Here is a 17999-nt window from a genome sequence, read left to right on the forward strand (position 1 = left end):
GTGCTTTACTATTTTACTTCTTCACTATCAACAACTGTATTCCGCAACGTCCCAATTCCCTCAACCGTAGCTTCCACCACATCACCCGGCCACATCCATTCCTGTGGGCTACGGCCTGCGCCAACGCCTGCAGGGGTTCCGGTGGCAATGATGTCGCCTGCATCGAGTGTAAACACCGTGCTCAGGTCGTGTATCAGCTCTTCAATATTGAACAGCATGAATTTTGTGTTGGAGTTCTGCTTCTCAACACCATTTACTGTTAGCGAGAGGTTCAGGTTGTGCGGGTCGGCGATCTCATCGCGGGTCACGATCATTGGGCCCATAGGCGCAAAGGTATCCTGCCCTTTGGAAACGATCCATTGCCCGGCCCTGCGGCAGTCGCGCGCACTGATATCGTTGATCACCGTATAGCCGTACACATAGTCCATCGCATTTTCTTTCGCGATGTTTTTGCCATGTTTGCCGATGATTACAGCCAGCTCTACTTCCCAGTCCAGCTGCTGCGTGATCTTTTGGTTATGGATGATGTTTGTCTCAGTTCCTGTAACCGCTGTTGGCGGCTTCGAGAAGATTACAGGCTGTTGCGGCAGTTCTTTGGCAGTGTCCAGTGTCCTTGCAGATTCTGCCACGTGTTCCGTATAATTCAGGCCGATGCCAAAGATGTTCTTGCGCGGCCTTGGTATTGGGGCCAACAATGTGGCATTCGCCAAGGGTATCGAGCAGTCCAACAGTTCTTCTTTGGTCGCTGTATTCATCAAATGCACCGCATGGTTAAGGCCTTCCATGCCCAGGTCGATAAAATCGAGCATGTTGTCGGGCAGGTGGCTGCTTTTCAGCTGTCCCAGCTTGTGCGCATCCACGATCATGTTTTCTTCTAAAAACCCCAGGCGTTCCGGCGCATGGTTTATTCGGTAGGTAACTAATTTCATTTATTTTGGTTGTTTGTCTATCTTATTTGTTTTAATTCCACATTTTTTGTCACATCGAGCGCAGTCGAGATGCTTACGATATACAATTGTTGTTCTCGACTGCGCTCGAACTGACAATCGTTACTAACTGAAAACTGCGACTGCGACTGAAAACTAAACGGTTTGGTATTTGTCCGGATGCTCCATCTCTTGGTACAACCCCAGTGACGTAATCACCGGCAGGTCATTGAAAGAGAACAGGCAAGCATCTTCGGTCTCGCTCAGGTTTACATGCTCGTGGTACGCCCACGACGGTACGCAGAAAATATCCCGTTCTTTCCAATCAAAACGCTTGCCGCCAATAATGGAGTAGCCGTGTCCTTTCGCGCATTGGTACACGAACGACCCCGTATGCCTGTGTGCCAGCGTGTGCTCGCTTGGGCGAAGCAGTTGTATCGAAGCGCCCATGGTCTGCATCACGTGGCCGCCTGTTTGCGGGTTGGTGTAATGCATGAGTATGCCATCGTAGGGCGAACCTTCATTCACCTTTGCAGCTTCCAAAAGCGCCGGGTACACCTGCTTCCACGAATATTTGAATAGGGGAGAGTAGGGCTTGTCCCAACCGCTGTCGGCAGGAACCAGTCCCACGCCGCTGTATGTCATGGGCAAATGGTTTACCGGAGCAACTAATGGCTGCTTGCCGTCAAATACCGCATAATCGTTGGCTTCCAGTGCATTCACAAGCGGAATGTCCAGCCCGTCCTGCCAAATGCAGGTTTTACCGCCTTCCTCTACGCCATGCTCATGCCACGTGCTGTTGGGCGTTATCACAAAATCGTTGACCTCCAGCATGATCTTGTTGCCGTCTACCACCGTGTAGCCGCCTTCACCCTCCATAATGAAGCGCAGGGCAGAAGCCTTATGCCGGTGCGCCGACGTGCTTTCGCCCGGCCTTGTCACCTGGATTCCGGTGTACAGCCAGCCCACGGCGGCGCTCACATCGCGGCGCTTGTCGTTGACTAAATATACCACGCGGCGGCCTGCCTGCTCGGGCGTAACCAGTTCCGATGATTTCAGTACCAGTTCCCGAAGTTGCTCGTACTTCCAAAGCATCGGCACCGACGAGGTACGCGGCTCCCATGGCTCGATGTCGTTCGCTACCGTCCATAAGGCACCCGCGCCAAGGCTTTCCAACTCTTTGTAATAGGCTTCCAACTCCGGGGTGTCCTGCACCCGCGCACGGCCTAAAACACTGTCGTCATATTTTGTTTCCATACTAAACTTTATTTAGTTGAATTTGTTTTATTTAAAGCGGAATGGCCAGTTTCAAACCAGCTATCCCTGTTCCTGCCTTCCGCTGTATCCCCGCCGAAAAAGCGGGGGATGCCGCTTCAGTCAGGGCTAACGGCTATCTACTTTTATTTTTGGAGGCTTTTCCTACTGTTTCGTATTATTCTATCTTATTTCCGTAACGTCCCATTCTTGGCTGTCTCGGCTTTTTCTCTTTTTTATAATTCCTTACTCTTGGAATGAGCGACTTATCTTTTTGACGTTGGCCTATGATGGCGAATATCCCAAACATTAGAGCCAGGCCAATACCGGCAGCTACATCTGATTTTATTTCTGAACCCTCATCTTTAAACAAAAAGACAGAATGTTCCGAATCCGTCATTAAAATAAAAGTACCTCCTCTAAATATTTCGTCACAATGTAATCCCTTGAAATTCTTAACGTGCATCTTTCCAAGGTAGTTAAACCTGAAACGAGCTTTGTTGCTTCTTGAGCCTTCACCGCATCGTGTTGGCACATCAACAATATTTACAATTACTTCCCTGCCTGTCGTAAGAACATCCAAATCATCGTACTTCAGCTTGGTAAGCCAAAGTGCCCCAGCCATCATCAAAAGGCTTACAATCGTCAGGCCTTTTAACTTCCCAAACATCAAAAATCCTCCTGCGTATCAGTAAACGTAATGTTCTTCCTCGGGGCAGTATTCACACGCAGGTCGAAGATATCAAAGCGGTTATAATGGCCCAGGATGTCGTGCATCTGCTTGGGCTGTATGCATTTAGAGAGGTCAATGTCTGCATACACGATCCCTTCCTCATCGATCAGCGGCTCGCCGATTACCGCGCCATTCGGCCCAATGACACCCGAGAACGCGCTGTTCTTGCGTGTCAGCAGTTCTTCGGCATTGGGCACATCTTCCTTCATGATGTCAATGATCTCCTTGGTGATTGTCGAACACGACACAATCGTAAACAGCTTCCCTTCAAACGAGTGTGCTGCCGCCCTTATCTTTATCGCTTCTGCCATGTTGTAATCAGGGGGGGCAACGGGGAGGGAAATGTAGTTGGCAATGTGTATCAGCTCGCCCTGTGTCAGCAGCGTAAAGCGTGCCAGCGTATTGGTGTTTTCCCCACAGGCCAAAGTGCCTATCGGGCCAATGTCTGTGTTATATACTTTCAGTGACGACCCGTCACCACCGGTCCACGTGAGCTTTTCCGCCCAGGTAGGAACCAGCTTGCGGTGCTTGCCCACAAGGTTGCCGTTATTGTCGATTATCAGGTTGGTATTGTACAGCTCTCCAAAGCTTTGTCCGCGCTCGTTTACACCGATGACCAAATGACAGTTGTGTTCTTTTGCCGCCTGGCATATCCTATCAACTTCCGGCCCGGGTACGGTAATAGAGTTCACATACAGCTTCTCGTACCACTTGCTGCCCTGTACCGGTGTCATGATCCAGTTCCAGTAGGGGTAGCCGGCCACAAAGACTTCAGGGAAGGCCACGAGTGAAGCACCGTTATTGGCAGCCTCGGCAATTATCGAGCAGGCTTTATCCACCGTGGCATCCACGTTAAGGAAAACCGGTGAAGCCTGTACTGCGGCAGCCTTGAATTTTGGTAAATGAAACATATTTTAATTCTGGATTATCGATTATTGATGTACTTTTTTTGGGCATTTCAGGCTTAGTCTCAAATATCCTCCTTACAGTACCCTTTTTTCCTCTTAGCGATACCCTAAAATCTCGGATCCGGGATGAAATATTCCTCCAGTTTTTCCCTCATTTCATCAGGAAAGGGACTCGATTTTATATCGTCGCGCCCTTCATTGAATTCTACCCTTACAAGAGATACTTCGCCCTCCAGGCACAGTGATCCGTCGGCATGCTCAAACTTAAACCCGCACTTCATTGATGATACGCCTATTTTCTTTACCCAAATGTATTTCGTTAATACATCGCCTAATCGGGCTGCTTTTTTAAACTGTATCTTTAAGTCAACCGTGGGTATTCCACCTGTTTTATGGATGTTTTTAAAAGGCATGTCAAGTATCTCGTCATAAAAGTCCTCAACTATATTGTTGAGCATTTCCAGAAAGCGTGGGTAGAACACAATCCCGGCAAAATCAACGTGCTGGAAACGAACAGTTTCATCTTTTTTAAATGCTTTTTCCATTAGGCCTGTACTGTATTTTTAGTTTAAATCGTTGTATTTTTCCGGTCTCCGTTTTCGGTAATGCATCCATATAGCGTATCTCCCTTGGGTATTTATAGGGGGCCGCCACGTTCTTGAACCAGTCCTGTATCGCTTTGGTCAGGTCATCCGAAGCTTTTTCTTTGTCCTTCAACACCACGTAGGCGCACACCAACATCCCGCGGTTCTCGTCGGGAAGCCCTACAACAGCACATTCAGCTATGTCCGCATGCGCCAGCAGTACGCTTTCAACTTCGATGGCCGCAATGTTGTAGCCGGATGAGATGATCATGTCGTCACCGCGGGCCACGAACCAGAAATACCCGTCCTCATCCTTGCGGAAAATGTCGCCGGTGATGTTCCAGCCATTCTCTACATATTCCTTTTGCTTATCCGGGCTGTTCAGGTACTTGCAGCCGGTAATGCCGCGTACTGCAAGCCGTCCAGGACTGGCATCGGTAATTTCGTTGCCTTTGCTGTCCACTATCTTTGCCTCATATCCCCGTATAGGCAATCCTGTAGCGCCCTTGCGCATGTTTTCATCGTTCGAAGATATAAAGATATGGAGTATTTCGGTGGAACCGATGCCATCGATGATTTTTAACCCTGTGGCTTCGTACCAGTCTTCCCATACTTTTAGCGGCAATGTTTCTCCCGCCGATACGCATTTGCGGAGCGAGGAAATATCGAAGTCTTTTACTTTGGTAGTCAATATCCGCCATGCCGTTGGGGCAGTAAAGCAGATAGTTACCCTGTGTTCCTCAATAGCTTTCAGTAACAGGTCCGGCGATGGTTTTTCTATCAAAAATGTCGATGCCCCGTAATAGAACGGGAACAGCACCAATCCGCCCAACCCGAAGGTAAAGCCAAGTGGCGGGCTTCCTGTAAAGATGTCATCCGGTGTTGGCTGCAATGAATATTTAGGGAATGCCTCGCAGATAAGCAATATATCTTTATGGTAATGTGAGGTCATTTTCGGCTTGCCGGTGGTGCCCGATGTAAAGCCTATAATGGCTAACGAATCAGCTTTAGCAGGATAATTTTCAAAGGTCCTCGGCTTGTTGCCCATCAGCGTTTCCAGTTTCGAAATGTGCTGACCACAGCCGTCGAAAGTGATGATATGCTTCAGGAATGGCGAATCCACTTTGATCAGCGCTTCTTCCAGAGTGTAGTCGCAAAGGGCATGCGATATTTCCGCACAATCGATCATTACGTTAAGTTCTTTTTCGCGCAATAGAGGCATGGTTGCCACTACAATGCCGCCCGCTTTCAGGATGCCGAACCAACAGGCCACATACATCGGGTTATTTGCAGAGCGTATCAGTACGCGGTTGCCCGGTACAAAGTCAAGGTTTTCTTTTAATACATGGGCTATCTGGCTGGACTTTTCATAAAGTTCCTGAAACGTCCAATTACCCTCAAACGTGTGAATTGCGATCCTGTCGCCATTGCCTTCGGCTATATGCCTGTCCAGCAGCTTTTCCACACAGTTCAAGTTGTCCGGGAACTCAAAATCCGAATGCCCGGTAAAGCATTCCGCCTGTAGCGAAGCGTGGGGCAGGTGGTCGTGCGCAAAATTATCTTCGTAATGTTTCATTGCCGTAAGGTTATTACTTTTTATGTGTCACAGGTTTCAACGCTCTCTTCATACCTTCCATAACTTTACGTTCGCCGCCCTTATAGGGGTAGAAATGCGACGCGGCCGACATGTATTGCTTCGGTATGCCAACCGAATCCAGGTCGTTTGCCCTATATTGCTCATACGCCTGTGCATTACGCACAAACGATGGGTCAAGTAGTAATGTTTTGCCCAATGCTACAAGATCGGCGCGGCCATTTAGTAATATGGTATTTATTTGATCGATATCCTGTATGTAACCGGCTGTGATGGTTGGTACGTGCACAGTATTCCGCACCATATCGCTGAAAGGTGTTTGCCACATCCTGCCCACTGCGGGCTTTTGATGCGCAACGGTAAGCCCGGTGGAAACATTAATGATGTCTGCACCTGCTTTTTTAAAGGCTTCGGCAATTAGTACAACGTCATCATCGGTAATGCCCCCTTCTGCCCAGTCGGATGCCGAGATACGCACGCTCATCGGTTTTTCAGGAGGAAATGCCTCACGCATTGCTCTAAACACCCTTATAGGGAATTTCAGCCTGTTTTCTATACGTCCGCCAAATTCATCTTCCCTTATATTCGTTAGTGGCGAAAGGAACGATGCGAGCAAAAAGCCGTGATGCGCCTGAAGCTCGATCATGTCAAATCCCGCTTCGTCGGCGTTTTTAGCGGCGTTCACAAACTCATCGGTGATGATGTCCATGTCCTCCTGGGTCATTTCATGCGGCTCAGCTATGCTATCGTTGAATGGGATAGGGGACGCTGATAGCAGCCCCCAGGCATCTTTCAAAGGTTCGTTACTGCCCTCCCAAGGGAATTGCATCGCACCTTTGCGGCCGGAGTGACCTATTTGCACCGCGATTTTTGAGGCGCTGTTTTGGTGGATAAAATCGGTTATCCGTTTCCATGCAACTGTTTGTTCTGTAGACCATATACCGGGGCATCCTAAAGTAATTCTTCCGGTAGGGGAAATGGCTGTAGCTTCGGTAATTATCAAACCTACGCCGCCTATCGCTCTCGACCCGTAATGCATCAGATGCCAGTCGGATACGAGTCCTTCCTTTGCCGAATATTGCTCCATCGGGCTCATGACAATACGGTTGTCCAGCACCATCGAACGAAGTGAAAACGGCGTAAACGCAGCAGGCGTATCCGGTTTGTTGTCGGCTAAATGCGCATTGAATTCCGCCAGTACCTTTTGCGTGAACGACCTGTCGCGGAGGCCGAGGTTCTCAAACGTAACTTTTTTGGCACGTGTCATTACACTAAAGGCAAACTGCTGGAACGGATGCTGTATGTGGCGGTCCATATGCTCAAACCAGTCAAGCGATACATTGGCCGCATGTTGTATCATTTCCACGCGGTTGCGGCGCAGCTTTTCATAATTCTCAAAAACAGCAGGCACATCGTCTTCATATTTTATAACTGAATCGGCGAGCGCAATTGCGCATTCCATCGCAAGTTTGGTTCCGGAACCGATGGAGTAGTGGGCTGTAGCCTTGGCATCGCCCAGCAATACTATTTTATTATGGCTCCATTTTTTATTAGTTATCGCAGGGAACTGCCTCCAGTGCGAACGGTTGGATATCAGGCCGTGGCCGTCGAGCTCTTCTTTGAATAATTCAGACAATTTACTGATGGTATCTTCCTCATTCGTTACCGAGAATCCTGCTTTCTGCCAGGTTTCATCGGTAGTTTCAAATATCCAGGTACTCATGCCTTCCTCATACTGGTAAGTGTGCGCTACAAACGTCCCGAATGGAGTGGTCCTGAAGAAATAGGTAAACGCATCCAATGGGCGTCTAGAGCCCATCCATACAAAGCGGTTGCTTTTCATTTCGATGTTGGTGCCGAATTCCTGCTCAAAATGGCTGCGTACGCTGCTGTTAATGCCGTCAGCAGCTACGATAATGTCAGAATCTTTAAACTGGCTTAAATCATCTACGTTTGCTTCAAAATGCAGATTCACTCCTTCTTCCCGGGCACGTTGTTGTAGTAATTGAAGTAATGTCTTACGTGAACATCCACAAAAGCCGTTTCCGGTAATCCGCACCTTCTCACCGTCACGGGCTACGTCAAGCTCATCCCAATAGGCAAATTTGGTGCGTATCAGGTCGTACGACTGCGGGTCGCGGGTTAGGAACTCGCTCAGCGCTTCGTCTGAAAACACCACGCCAAACCCAAAGGAATCGTCGGCCCGGTTGCGTTCGAATACGTCAATGGCATAGTCAGGCTTTGCTTTTTTAAGCAGGATCGAAAAATACAATCCGCCGGGGCCGCCGCCTATTACTGTTATTTTCATTCTTTTATAAAAGGTCGTTTAAGGGAGAAAACCTCACCCAGTTTAGAATAATTAGAGCCTTCGAGGCGGGCTATAGGCTTATAGGTTTCCCGGTTAATCTTATAATCAGGCAGCAATACGCTTTCGTCCACATGAAACATCACGATCCGGCCTATCATTATGGTTGCACCGCCGTCCTTATGGTCTTCAAGGCTGTAGTGATGTACGAGTTCGCATTCGAAATGTATAGGGCTTTCTGCTACGCGCGGGGCTTTTACTAAAACAGAAGGTTTAGCGGTTAGTCCGGCATACTCAAACTCATTCCCGTCGGGAGGGAGGTTAACAGAAGTGTTGTTCATCGCCTCCACTAATTCCTCGGTAGCCATATTCACTACAAACTGCTTTGTAGCCAGCACGTTATTCAGTGTGTCTTTATTGGTGTTGCCACTACGCACTGTAGAGAACATTACGTGCGGCGGGTCTTCGCCAACGGCATTGAAAAAGGAAAAAGGCGCAAGGTTGGTGATGCCGTCCTCACTTATGGATGATATCCATCCGATAGGGCGCGGAATCACAGCACCCGTCAGTATCTTGTATATATCTTTCTGGCTGGTTTGTGCCGGATCGATCTGCATGGCTGTGTTGTTTAGTTTCCACAAATAAAAGAAAAATTATGGATTAGTTTTTATGATTTTTGTGATATGTTCAGGAATTGATTGAATTTTTAATTGCTGTGACAAAAAAGTATCAGATTTTATACATATAGTGTTTTTTAATTTCCAATAAGGCTTTTTATATTTATAAAAATTATTAACCGATAAATTTATGGCAGGTAACTCAACCAAAGGCATTTGGAAAGTAATCACCGCTTCATCGCTGGGAACACTTATAGAATGGTATGATTTTTATATTTTCGGAAGCCTTGCAGTGGTTATTTCTACAAAGTTTTTCCCTGACGGCAACCCAACAGCGGCATTCCTTTCAACGCTGGCAACCTTTGCGGCCGGTTTTGTTGTAAGGCCCTTCGGAGCTTTGTTTTTTGGCCGTTTGGGTGATGTCATAGGCCGAAAATATACTTTTATGGTTACCCTGCTGCTCATGGGAGGGGCTACCTTTCTTATCGGTTGTGTACCAACTTATGAAACTATAGGTTTTTTTGCCCCATTATTAGTATTGCTTTTGCGTTTGCTGCAGGGACTCGCGTTGGGCGGCGAATATGGCGGCGCGGCAACCTATGTGGCGGAACATTCGCCGAAAGGCAAGAGGGGGTATTGGACTTCTTGGATACAGACTACAGCTACTTTTGGCCTGTTTATATCCTTAATGGTGATATTGGCAACACGCGAATTACTATCTGCTGAAGAGTTTGATGAATGGGCATGGCGCGTACCGTTCTGGATATCAATTTTAATGGTGTTGGTATCGTATGTGATACGCAAAAAAATGCATGAATCGCCTGAGTTTGCCAAAGCTAAGGCAGAAGGGAAAATAACAAAGAACCCGCTGAAGGAAAGCTTTGGGAACAAATACAACCTGAAATTTGTATTGCTGGCATTATTCGGTGCCGCAATGGGACAGGGGGTAGTGTGGTATACCGGGCAGTTTTATGCCATGAGTTTCATGAAAACAGTTATGCACGTTGAGTCTTCACAAGTGGATAGCCTGTTAGGAATAGCATTGCTATTCGGTACGCCATTTTTTGTCTTTTTCGGATGGCTGAGTGACAAGGTAGGGCGAAAGCCGATCATGATGCTTGGATTATTGCTGGCGATAATTTCTTATAGATATTTATATACAGAAATGTACGAAACTGCTGATATTTCTTTAAAAATCGAAATGAGCAAAGATATTCGCCATAATCAAAATCAAATCGATTCTTATACAATTTATGAAGATGGGACAATAAAATATAATCGTAAAACAATTAATGAAAAGACAGGCAATGAGATTGTAGCTACCGTTATAAAAATTCCTCCTGATGATTATTTTTACCTTACCTTCCTCGTTTTCATCCAGGTTATCTTTGTAACCATGGTCTATGGGCCCATTGCTGCCTTTCTTGTAGAAATGTTCCCGGTAAAGATTCGCTATACCTCCATGTCATTGCCTTACCATGTAGGGAACGGTATTTTTGGCGGATTGCTGCCCGCTATCTCTACGTACTTAGTCACCAATGCCGAAAAAAGCGGCAATCCCGAATTTTACCTGGAGGGTCTGTGGTACCCGATTATCATAGCGGGAATATGCTTTGTCATAGGGATGGTGTACCTCAAGTCAAAAAATAATACAGAACATGATTAAAATCTGATTTATGAAATTACTTAAAAGAATGCTCGGAATCGTATGGATTTGGCTGGCTGCTGCTGCTGCCTATTTCTGTATTGTTGAATTTGGCCTCCCAAAGTTCGATACAGGCAGGCAGGATGACCTTGTTTTTGGCATCATCATACTTTTTGTACTGACACCTTTAATTGTCCTGGGGTTAGGCATATTTGGCTATTATGCCCTCAAAGGCGAATATGACAATGTTTAACGTCAAAATATTTAAGAAAATTTACAATAATTTATAAAGGATTGTATCTTTACAATTCCAAAAAGCAAACACAATGAGCTACTATCAGGTAAAAAGCCTAGAACAATACTTTAAGCATTATAACAAGTCTATTCGTGAGCCCCGTAAATTTTGGGATAAAATAGCAGAAGAAAATTTTACATGGTACCAAAAGTGGGATAAGGTTGTAGAATTTGACATGCAGGAAGCCGAAGTAAAATGGTTTCTTAATGCAAAAGTTAATATCGTAAAAAACTGTATCGACAGGCATCTGGCCAAAAGAGGAGATAAGACTGCAATCATTTTTGAGCCTAACAGCCCTGAAGACGCACAGCATATCAGTTATAACGAACTTTATGACCGTGTATGCAAGATGGCAAACGTACTGCGTGAACAAGGGGTAAAAAAAGGAGACAGGGTATGTATATACCTGCCCATGATTCCGGAACTGGCTATTGCGGTTCTTGCCTGCGCACGCATAGGCGCAGTACATTCGGTGGTATTTGCAGGATTTTCTGCTTCGGCTGTTACAGCCAGGATACAGGATTCGCAGTGTTCTATGGTAATAACATCCGATGGAGGCTATAGAGGGAGTAAAACCATTGATCTCAAAGGTATAGTTGATGAAGCGCTTGAAAAATGCCTTTCGGTGAAACAAGTACTTGTTGTTAAGCGTACAGGGTCTGCCGTTACAATGAAAGAAGGCCGCGACCAATGGCTCCAGCCGCTTCTTGATGAAGCCCAAGCCAACAATGTGGCCGAGATCATGGATGCCGAAGATCCGTTATTCATACTATATACTTCCGGGTCAACCGGCAAGCCTAAGGGAATGCTTCACACCACTGCCGGCTATATGGTATACAGCGCCTATACGTTTAAGAATATATTTGCTTACGAAGAGAATGATGTGTTTTGGTGTACTGCCGACATCGGGTGGATTACCGGACATTCTTATATATTATACGGCCCGCTATTGAACGGTGCGACTACCGTAATTTTTGAGGGCGTTCCATCATACCCTGACTTTGGCCGTTTTTGGGAAGTAATAGACAAACATAAAGTAACACAGTTTTATACGGCACCAACGGCTATCCGTTCGCTTGCTAAAGAAAACTGGGAATGGGTAGACAAACACAATCTTTCGTCACTAAAGATAATTGGTTCTGTTGGCGAACCGATAAACGAGGAGGCATGGCACTGGTATAACGACCACGTTGGTAAAAAGAAATCGCCTGTTGTAGATACATGGTGGCAAACAGAAACTGGCGGAATAATGATATCGCCGATACCATTCGTTACCCCTACAAAACCAACTTATGCTACACTGCCTTTACCAGGTGTACAGCCTGTGCTAATGGATGAGAAACGTAACGAAATTGAAGGCAACCAGGTGGTTGGCAGTCTTTGCATCAAGTTTCCGTGGCCTGGCATGGCACGCACCATATGGGGTGACCACCAGCGCTTTAAGGAAACATATTTCTCTACTTTCCCGGGCAAGTATTTTACCGGAGATGGTGCGCTTCGTGATGAAGTGGGCTACTATCGCATTACCGGAAGGGTAGATGATGTGGTCATTGTATCGGGCCACAACCTTGGTACTGCACCTATAGAAGATGCTATTAATGAGCATCCTGCTGTAGCCGAATCGGCAATTGTAGGCTTCCCGCATGACGTTAAAGGCAATGCCCTTTATGGCTTCATCATATTAAAAGAAACCGGAGAGGGCAGGGACAGGGATAATCTTAGCAGGGAGATCAATGAGCATATTTCAAGCCACATCGGGCCTATTGCCAAGCTGGATAAGATACAGTTTGTATCCGGTTTGCCAAAGACGCGTTCAGGCAAGATTATGCGAAGGATATTGAGAAAGATCGCAGAAGGTGATTTTTCCAACTTTGGTGACACTTCTACATTACTCAATCCTGAGATTGTAGATCAAATCAAGGAAGCCAGAGTCTAGCAACTGTTATGTCAATAATAAGAAATGGCTTTTGGACTTTATGTTCGAAGCCTTTTTTTTTCTTCATAATTTACATTAATAACAAAGTATTATGTATGAAAGTATTATTTATTTTGATATTAGCTGTGTTGTTTTCTCCTAAACAAGGATATAGTCAAAAGGCATATAAATTTGATTATGTACTTGAATATGAGTATGAGCATCCTGCGGATGACGGAAAGGTGCACGCTCATACGCATTACAGGTTTATCAATTCATCTGATAACAGCTATATTTTACTCATAAATGTTGATGAAAAAGTCGTTTCCATGCGTTTGATTACAGAAGGCGGCCAGTTTTATCACAGTACAATCTCTGAAGAAGATTTTTTAGTTGAGGCAATCAGCCTGAGATGTCCCGCAACAGGCCATGTGACGGAAACAAAGCTAAATAATTATGCTGTTGTGCCAAAAAGCGATACGATAATTAACAGCCGTTCATTCAGCAGGGTCGAATTATTGCCGGTTAATGAAAAGAAATTCAAAAAAGGAGAGCTGTCAGCAAGAGAAATTATTATGGATAATACTCTTGGCTTAAAATTTCCGTTTTTTACACCCGACGATACAGCACATCGGTTTTATAATGAAGGCGAGAAAATTCCTAATGGACTTTTAAAAGAATCTGTTGTTACTGACTTTGAAGGGAATATAACAGGCCGTACCCGGCTCATTCAATATATCCCTTTGAAAAAGATGATTATGGTAGATAAAAATTGTAAATAAGATATAGAATTTATGATTTAAACTATCCGTTAAAACTTTCATAATATTTCTTTTCTACCTGTTTTTATGGCAAAATTCAGTAATTTTGATATGATCTCCTTACGCTTATAAAAAAGAAGACTTATGAAAGCCGGATTCACAATTTTTTATACTGATGATGACCAGGATGATCTGGAATTTTTCAGGGAGATCATCGAGAGTATTGATGCCAACGTAAGTTTGGTAACCCATACTAACGGAGACCAGTTGCTTCATGCACTCAATAATCCGCCACCACAACCTCATCTTGTATTTTTGGATATTAATATGCCTGGAATGACCGGCTTTGAAGTGCTCAAAAAAGTACGTCAGTCGCATGATAGCCTGCCTGTAGTAATGTTTTCAACTTCGGGTGATGATGAAACCATAAATAAGAGCAGGCAATTGGGCGCCAGCTATTATGTAACTAAATCAGGTATATTTGAACAGCTTAAAAAATCAATTGAACATGCTATTTCTATAAATTGGGGTAGTTTTATCCCAACTGAAAACAATTTTGTTTACAGCTACTAATCTTTTATAATGAATACTGAACTTGCCCCCTTTTTAGAAAATTTGCGGCTAACTACAGCCCAATCACATAAAGATCTCGAGAGTCTGCCCTTATCTGAATCGATTATTAACCCCGAAATTACTGATGAACAATATGCTTTGTATCTTAGCCTGATGTACGATGTGGTTTCGGATGCTGAACAGAATATATTTCCACTATTGGAAAATATTATTCCCGATTTAAATCACCGCACGAAGGCACATCTTATCCTATCCGATCTTAGTGTATTGGACAGGAATATTTTGGCACCGAAAAGTCGTCCTATAACCCAAAACCTTAATGAAATCTCACCTGGATTTGCTTTAGGCATTATGTACGTATTGGAAGGATCTTCGTTAGGCGGAAGAGTAATCCTTAAAAACATTACAACGGCTTTGGGCTATGATGGTATAAAAGGGGCGTCCTATTTTGCCGGTTATGGAGATAAAACAGGAAGTGTATGGCGAAATTTTCTGGCGGTAATGACTGAATATGAGAGTAAACATGATGCAGGAGATGAAATAATAGCAGGTGCTAACTTTGCCTTTGATGCTATAAACGATTATTTCACAGAAAATTCACCAGTATAGTTGCATGAAGATAAAAGACATTGTTAACCGCGACATAGTCAACCTGTCCAATTGCGAACAGGAGCCTATCCATATTCCGGGAAGTATCCAGCCACATGGCTTTTTGCTCGGCCTGAAGGAAAACTCATTTGTAATTGATTACTGCAGTAGTAATTGCGGAGATTTAACAGGATATACTTATTCAGAACTCCTGGGTGCTGCATTTGATGCGGTATTTGGTGTTGAAGCCCTAAAGTTGCTCAAGGAATATATATTTGATGAAAAAATGCTGTCATCATCTTTGCTAAAATTGGAGATGAGAGGCAGTAACTTTTTGTGTACAGTACATAAAAGCAACAATGTATATGTGCTTGAAGCAGAACCAGTAAATGACGATTCTCGCCCTGCGAGCGCTGTATATGACCAGACATCACAATTTTTAAGCTATATGCATGACACGCATACGCTGAAAGAACTTTGTAGCCTTGTTGCAAATGGCACCCGTGAAATTACGGGATATGACAGGGTAATGATTTACAGGTTTGATAAAGATTATAATGGAGAAGTGTTTGCCGAAAGTGTAAGGAAAGACCTGGAACCATTTCTTGGGCTGCACTACCCTCATACTGATATTCCCCCACAGGCAAGGCAGTTATACATGCAAAATCTGCTTAGGCTTATTGTGGATGTCAATTATACACCTGTGCCTATTTATACTATAGATGAAGGCCAAAATAAAAATCTTGACCTTAGCCTCTCCATACTTCGCAGCACATCGCCGATTCACGTTCAATACCTGCACAATATGGGGGTTGGGGCTACACTCACTATTTCGCTTATATATAAAAAGAAATTATGGGGACTTATAGCCTGCCATCATTATTCACCCAAGAATATCAGTCCTGAAGTGAGGCTTGCTGCACAACTACAGGGGCATTTCATAACTTCACAGATTGATGTGCGCCAGGCTTCGGAAGAATATGATGAGGCACGAAAAGTTACCAATGCGCTGGAAAAAATAAATAGTTACGCACTTGGAAGCAAGTCTGACCTGAATGATATTGCCAATACCCCTGAAATACTTAAACTTTGCAATGCGGCAGGGATTGCCATAGTTTTTAACGAAAAAGTATATAAGGGAGGGCTTACTCCGTCTGATGACGAGGTAAGGCAGATTGCAAACTGGCTTGCGGCCTATAGCAATCGCACGTCCTTTAATACAGATAAGCTGGTAGATTTTTTACCGGAAACCAAGAGCTTGTGTAGCACTGCTTCAGGCATAATCTATCATTCATTAGACATAGAGAGCGACAATTGCATCATCTGGTTCAGGCCCGAAACTATTACTGAGGTACATTGGGCCGGTGATCCTGCAAAATCAATTATGAAAGATGCTAAGGGGCTCTCGCCAAGAAATTCATTTTCGTTGTGGAAGGAAATTGTTAGCTGTATGAGCAAACCCTGGCTGCAACCGGAAATAGATACAGCGGCTGCCTATGCTAACAGTCTGCAACGCCATATTAACCTTCTTATCATTTCACTGGAGGAAGAAAAATACAGAAAGTTGAGCGAATTGCTCAGGCAAACCAATTCAGAACTGGAAAACATAAATTGGATCAGCACACATGATGTGCAGGAGCCGCTCAGGAAAATACAGCTGATATCCTCACGCATATTAAGCAAAGAGGAAGATATGTCGCCCGATGTACACGATTCGCTTAAACGCATGAATGCTTCTGCACAGCGTATGCAGACCTTGCTGGTGGACATCCTGAAATATACCAAGTTAAAGCATACTGACGATTCTTTTGAAACAGTGGATTTGGAAACTCTTTGTAGAGAAGTTGTGGAAGATATGACCGAAACGATATCTGAGCAATCTGCAGAAGTAATTATTGAAGACCTCCCTTCTGTTGATGGGATACCGTTTTTGCTGAGGCAGCTATTTACAAATCTGATTGCAAATTCAATTAAATACGCTTCGCCGGGTATAAAACCTGTTATAAGAATTACTGCTGCAGAGGAACTTAAAAGCTATTTACCGGAAGATAAGACTCTTTTCAAGGTTATTAATGTGGCAGACAATGGGATAGGGTTTGATAAACAATATGCTGAATCCATATTTAACATCTTCACAAAGCTCCATGCTTCATCAGAATATAAAGGTTCCGGGGTAGGTCTGGCGCTTTGCCGCAAGATCATGCAAAACCATAATGGGTACATAACCGGTTCGGGAGTTCCGGGAAAGGGCGCAGTAATGAGTCTCTATTTTCCTTCTGAAGAACGTTATAATTGACAGACAATCACTATTTTATAATTAAACAGAGCTGTAGTGTTTTGCTACAGCTCTGATAATCAGCTAAGCACGGCTTAGCAGGAGGGCAATTTGGGTGTAAAATAATATAAGTTACTGCTTTCGGGTCACTTGTACTGCATATAAAGATAGGGGAGGGAAAGGTTTTATATGCATTTATTTTACTTTGTAAGACATTACAAATTTTCAAATTTTTATGGAGGATTTTGTAGCCACTATGGGTGATTTTAGATACCCCAAAAGAGGTATTTAGGGTGTGGCAAGGAGGATAAAACAGGATATCCAATATGATTTTAGGGTATACTTTCCTTTTAACCTGTTATTTTGATATTAACAAGTCCCGCAAAGAATAATTTTGAAACAAAAAACAAGGCTGCAACAAACGTGGCTGCAGCCCTGCCTGCAACTGAGCGCCCCTGCCCAGCATTATGAGGTATTTGAATAAATGCCTGTTCTGTAAACGACCCTGCCAGCTGCAGGCTGTCGCATTCGCTCCGCACCTGTGCGTACAGGTAAAAAGGATGCCCCGGAATAACACACTTCCGGCTGCCTGTAACCCCACGGCTCATGTTATAAAGGTCATTGTGAGAGAAGTTGTGCACCATCCGCTCCCTGCTTGCCAGGTTTACCTTCACAGCTACATCGCCTATGTGCATAAGGTCAGAAAGCCGCCTATTCATGTCGTTATCATCAGCAATATAGAAATCGAGCGTTACCCACTCACTATCCTTAGCGGAAGCCGGAAAAGGAAGCGGTCCCTGATTCTCAAGCGAAACACTGCAGCCTGAAAACAGATAGTTTTCCTGCGGTGTCGGCCATCCGCCGTTTATCATCTGCGCCTGCAGCCTGACTGTTTTCAGCCCGGTCTCTTTTTCCGGTGCTGTTACTGCCAAATTTGCGTAGTAATTAGCAACATCCATGATTTAGCATATTGGTTACTATTTGCCTGACTCTTTCCTTTATTACCTGTCCCGCCTGGAGACATTG

At 44.6% G+C, this 17999-nt stretch carries 16 protein-coding genes; 7 read left to right on the plus strand and 9 right to left on the minus strand.

The window, feature by feature from the left end; translation table 11 throughout:
- Window positions 1-8 precede the first annotated feature (8 nt).
- The 8 genes from OGH69_RS03065 to OGH69_RS03100 form a co-directional block, all read right to left on the minus strand.
- Complete coding sequence (locus OGH69_RS03065; RefSeq protein WP_265172966.1) at window positions 9-929, minus strand: fumarylacetoacetate hydrolase family protein; 921 nt, start codon at window positions 927-929, stop codon at window positions 9-11.
- A gap of 153 nt (window positions 930-1082) precedes the next feature.
- Window positions 1083-2183: a cupin domain-containing protein gene (locus OGH69_RS03070; RefSeq protein WP_265172967.1), complete on the minus strand. Its 1101-nt coding sequence runs from the start codon at window positions 2181-2183 to the stop codon at window positions 1083-1085.
- A gap of 175 nt (window positions 2184-2358) precedes the next feature.
- Complete coding sequence (locus OGH69_RS03075) at window positions 2359-2850, minus strand: hypothetical protein (RefSeq protein WP_265172968.1); 492 nt, start codon at window positions 2848-2850, stop codon at window positions 2359-2361.
- Window positions 2850-3824, minus strand: a complete 975-nt coding sequence (locus OGH69_RS03080; protein ID WP_265172969.1) for a carbon-nitrogen hydrolase family protein — start codon at window positions 3822-3824, stop codon at window positions 2850-2852. The genes OGH69_RS03075 and OGH69_RS03080 overlap by 1 nt, the downstream gene beginning before the upstream one ends.
- Before the next feature lie 104 nt (window positions 3825-3928).
- Window positions 3929-4366 carry an acyl-CoA thioesterase gene (locus OGH69_RS03085; RefSeq protein ID WP_265172970.1) on the minus strand — a complete coding sequence of 146 codons (438 nt, stop codon included), beginning with the start codon at window positions 4364-4366 and terminating at the stop codon, window positions 3929-3931.
- Complete coding sequence (locus tag OGH69_RS03090) at window positions 4350-5981, minus strand: AMP-binding protein (RefSeq protein ID WP_265172971.1); 1632 nt, start codon at window positions 5979-5981, stop codon at window positions 4350-4352. The genes OGH69_RS03085 and OGH69_RS03090 overlap by 17 nt, the downstream gene beginning before the upstream one ends.
- Before the next feature lie 13 nt (window positions 5982-5994).
- Window positions 5995-8307, minus strand: coding sequence for an oxidoreductase (locus OGH69_RS03095; protein WP_265172972.1), 2313 nt, complete (start codon window positions 8305-8307; stop codon window positions 5995-5997).
- Window positions 8304-8921 carry a flavin reductase family protein gene (locus OGH69_RS03100; protein ID WP_265172973.1) on the minus strand — a complete coding sequence of 206 codons (618 nt, stop codon included), beginning with the start codon at window positions 8919-8921 and terminating at the stop codon, window positions 8304-8306. Before OGH69_RS03100 ends, OGH69_RS03095 begins: the two co-directional genes overlap by 4 nt.
- A 190-nt stretch (window positions 8922-9111) precedes the next feature.
- On the opposite strand from OGH69_RS03100, the gene OGH69_RS03105 reads away from it, so the two are divergent.
- From OGH69_RS03105 to OGH69_RS03135, 7 genes are all read left to right on the plus strand, one after another.
- A complete protein-coding gene (locus OGH69_RS03105; protein ID WP_265172974.1) occupies window positions 9112-10587 on the plus strand; it encodes an MFS transporter in 1476 nt (491 codons plus the stop codon).
- A gap of 10 nt (window positions 10588-10597) precedes the next feature.
- Entirely contained in the window at window positions 10598-10819 is a 222-nt protein-coding gene (locus tag OGH69_RS03110) for a DUF6814 family protein (protein ID WP_265172975.1), read from the plus strand.
- A 73-nt stretch (window positions 10820-10892) separates the two neighbouring features.
- Window positions 10893-12797: an acetate--CoA ligase gene (gene acs, locus OGH69_RS03115; protein WP_265172976.1), complete on the plus strand. Its 1905-nt coding sequence runs from the start codon at window positions 10893-10895 to the stop codon at window positions 12795-12797.
- A 95-nt stretch (window positions 12798-12892) separates the two neighbouring features.
- Entirely contained in the window at window positions 12893-13558 is a 666-nt protein-coding gene (locus OGH69_RS03120) for a hypothetical protein (RefSeq protein WP_265172977.1), read from the plus strand.
- A gap of 123 nt (window positions 13559-13681) precedes the next feature.
- Window positions 13682-14110 (plus strand): response regulator, encoded by a 429-nt coding sequence (locus OGH69_RS03125; RefSeq protein WP_265172978.1) that lies wholly within the window; start codon window positions 13682-13684, stop codon window positions 14108-14110.
- Between the two features lie 9 nt (window positions 14111-14119).
- Window positions 14120-14719, plus strand: coding sequence for a biliverdin-producing heme oxygenase (locus tag OGH69_RS03130; RefSeq protein WP_265172979.1), 600 nt, complete (start codon window positions 14120-14122; stop codon window positions 14717-14719).
- 4 nt (window positions 14720-14723) lie between these two features.
- The gene (locus OGH69_RS03135; protein WP_265172980.1) at window positions 14724-16994 is read left to right on the plus strand and encodes an ATP-binding protein; all 2271 of its coding nucleotides are present in this window, start codon (window positions 14724-14726) and stop codon (window positions 16992-16994) included.
- A 329-nt stretch (window positions 16995-17323) separates the two neighbouring features.
- On the opposite strand, the gene OGH69_RS03140 is transcribed toward OGH69_RS03135, so the two are convergent.
- Window positions 17324-17932 (minus strand): hypothetical protein, encoded by a 609-nt coding sequence (locus OGH69_RS03140; RefSeq protein WP_265172981.1) that lies wholly within the window; start codon window positions 17930-17932, stop codon window positions 17324-17326.
- Window positions 17933-17999 lie beyond the last annotated feature (67 nt).

It is taken from the genome of Flavobacterium sp. MFBS3-15, from assembly GCF_026107645.2.
GTDB lineage: Bacteria > Bacteroidota > Bacteroidia > Flavobacteriales > Flavobacteriaceae > Flavobacterium.

Excerpts from the sequence above, each read along its gene's own strand:
- OGH69_RS03065 (WP_265172966.1), bottom strand. The coding sequence starts at position 929 with ATGAAATTAGTTACCTACCGAATAAACCATGCGCCGGAACGCCTGGGG.
- OGH69_RS03070 (WP_265172967.1), bottom strand. The coding sequence starts at position 2,183 with ATGGAAACAAAATATGACGACAGTGTTTTAGGCCGTGCGCGGGTGCAG.
- OGH69_RS03075 (WP_265172968.1), bottom strand. The coding sequence starts at position 2,850 with ATGTTTGGGAAGTTAAAAGGCCTGACGATTGTAAGCCTTTTGATGATG.
- OGH69_RS03080 (WP_265172969.1), bottom strand. The coding sequence starts at position 3,824 with ATGTTTCATTTACCAAAATTCAAGGCTGCCGCAGTACAGGCTTCACCG.
- OGH69_RS03085 (WP_265172970.1), bottom strand. The coding sequence starts at position 4,366 with ATGGAAAAAGCATTTAAAAAAGATGAAACTGTTCGTTTCCAGCACGTT.
- OGH69_RS03090 (WP_265172971.1), bottom strand. The coding sequence starts at position 5,981 with ATGAAACATTACGAAGATAATTTTGCGCACGACCACCTGCCCCACGCT.
- OGH69_RS03095 (WP_265172972.1), bottom strand. The coding sequence starts at position 8,307 with ATGAAAATAACAGTAATAGGCGGCGGCCCCGGCGGATTGTATTTTTCG.
- OGH69_RS03100 (WP_265172973.1), bottom strand. The coding sequence starts at position 8,921 with ATGCAGATCGATCCGGCACAAACCAGCCAGAAAGATATATACAAGATA.
- OGH69_RS03105 (WP_265172974.1), top strand. The coding sequence starts at position 9,112 with ATGGCAGGTAACTCAACCAAAGGCATTTGGAAAGTAATCACCGCTTCA.
- OGH69_RS03110 (WP_265172975.1), top strand. The coding sequence starts at position 10,598 with ATGAAATTACTTAAAAGAATGCTCGGAATCGTATGGATTTGGCTGGCT.
- acs (WP_265172976.1), top strand. The coding sequence starts at position 10,893 with ATGAGCTACTATCAGGTAAAAAGCCTAGAACAATACTTTAAGCATTAT.
- OGH69_RS03120 (WP_265172977.1), top strand. The coding sequence starts at position 12,893 with ATGAAAGTATTATTTATTTTGATATTAGCTGTGTTGTTTTCTCCTAAA.
- OGH69_RS03125 (WP_265172978.1), top strand. The coding sequence starts at position 13,682 with ATGAAAGCCGGATTCACAATTTTTTATACTGATGATGACCAGGATGAT.
- OGH69_RS03130 (WP_265172979.1), top strand. The coding sequence starts at position 14,120 with ATGAATACTGAACTTGCCCCCTTTTTAGAAAATTTGCGGCTAACTACA.
- OGH69_RS03135 (WP_265172980.1), top strand. The coding sequence starts at position 14,724 with ATGAAGATAAAAGACATTGTTAACCGCGACATAGTCAACCTGTCCAAT.
- OGH69_RS03140 (WP_265172981.1), bottom strand. The coding sequence starts at position 17,932 with ATGGATGTTGCTAATTACTACGCAAATTTGGCAGTAACAGCACCGGAA.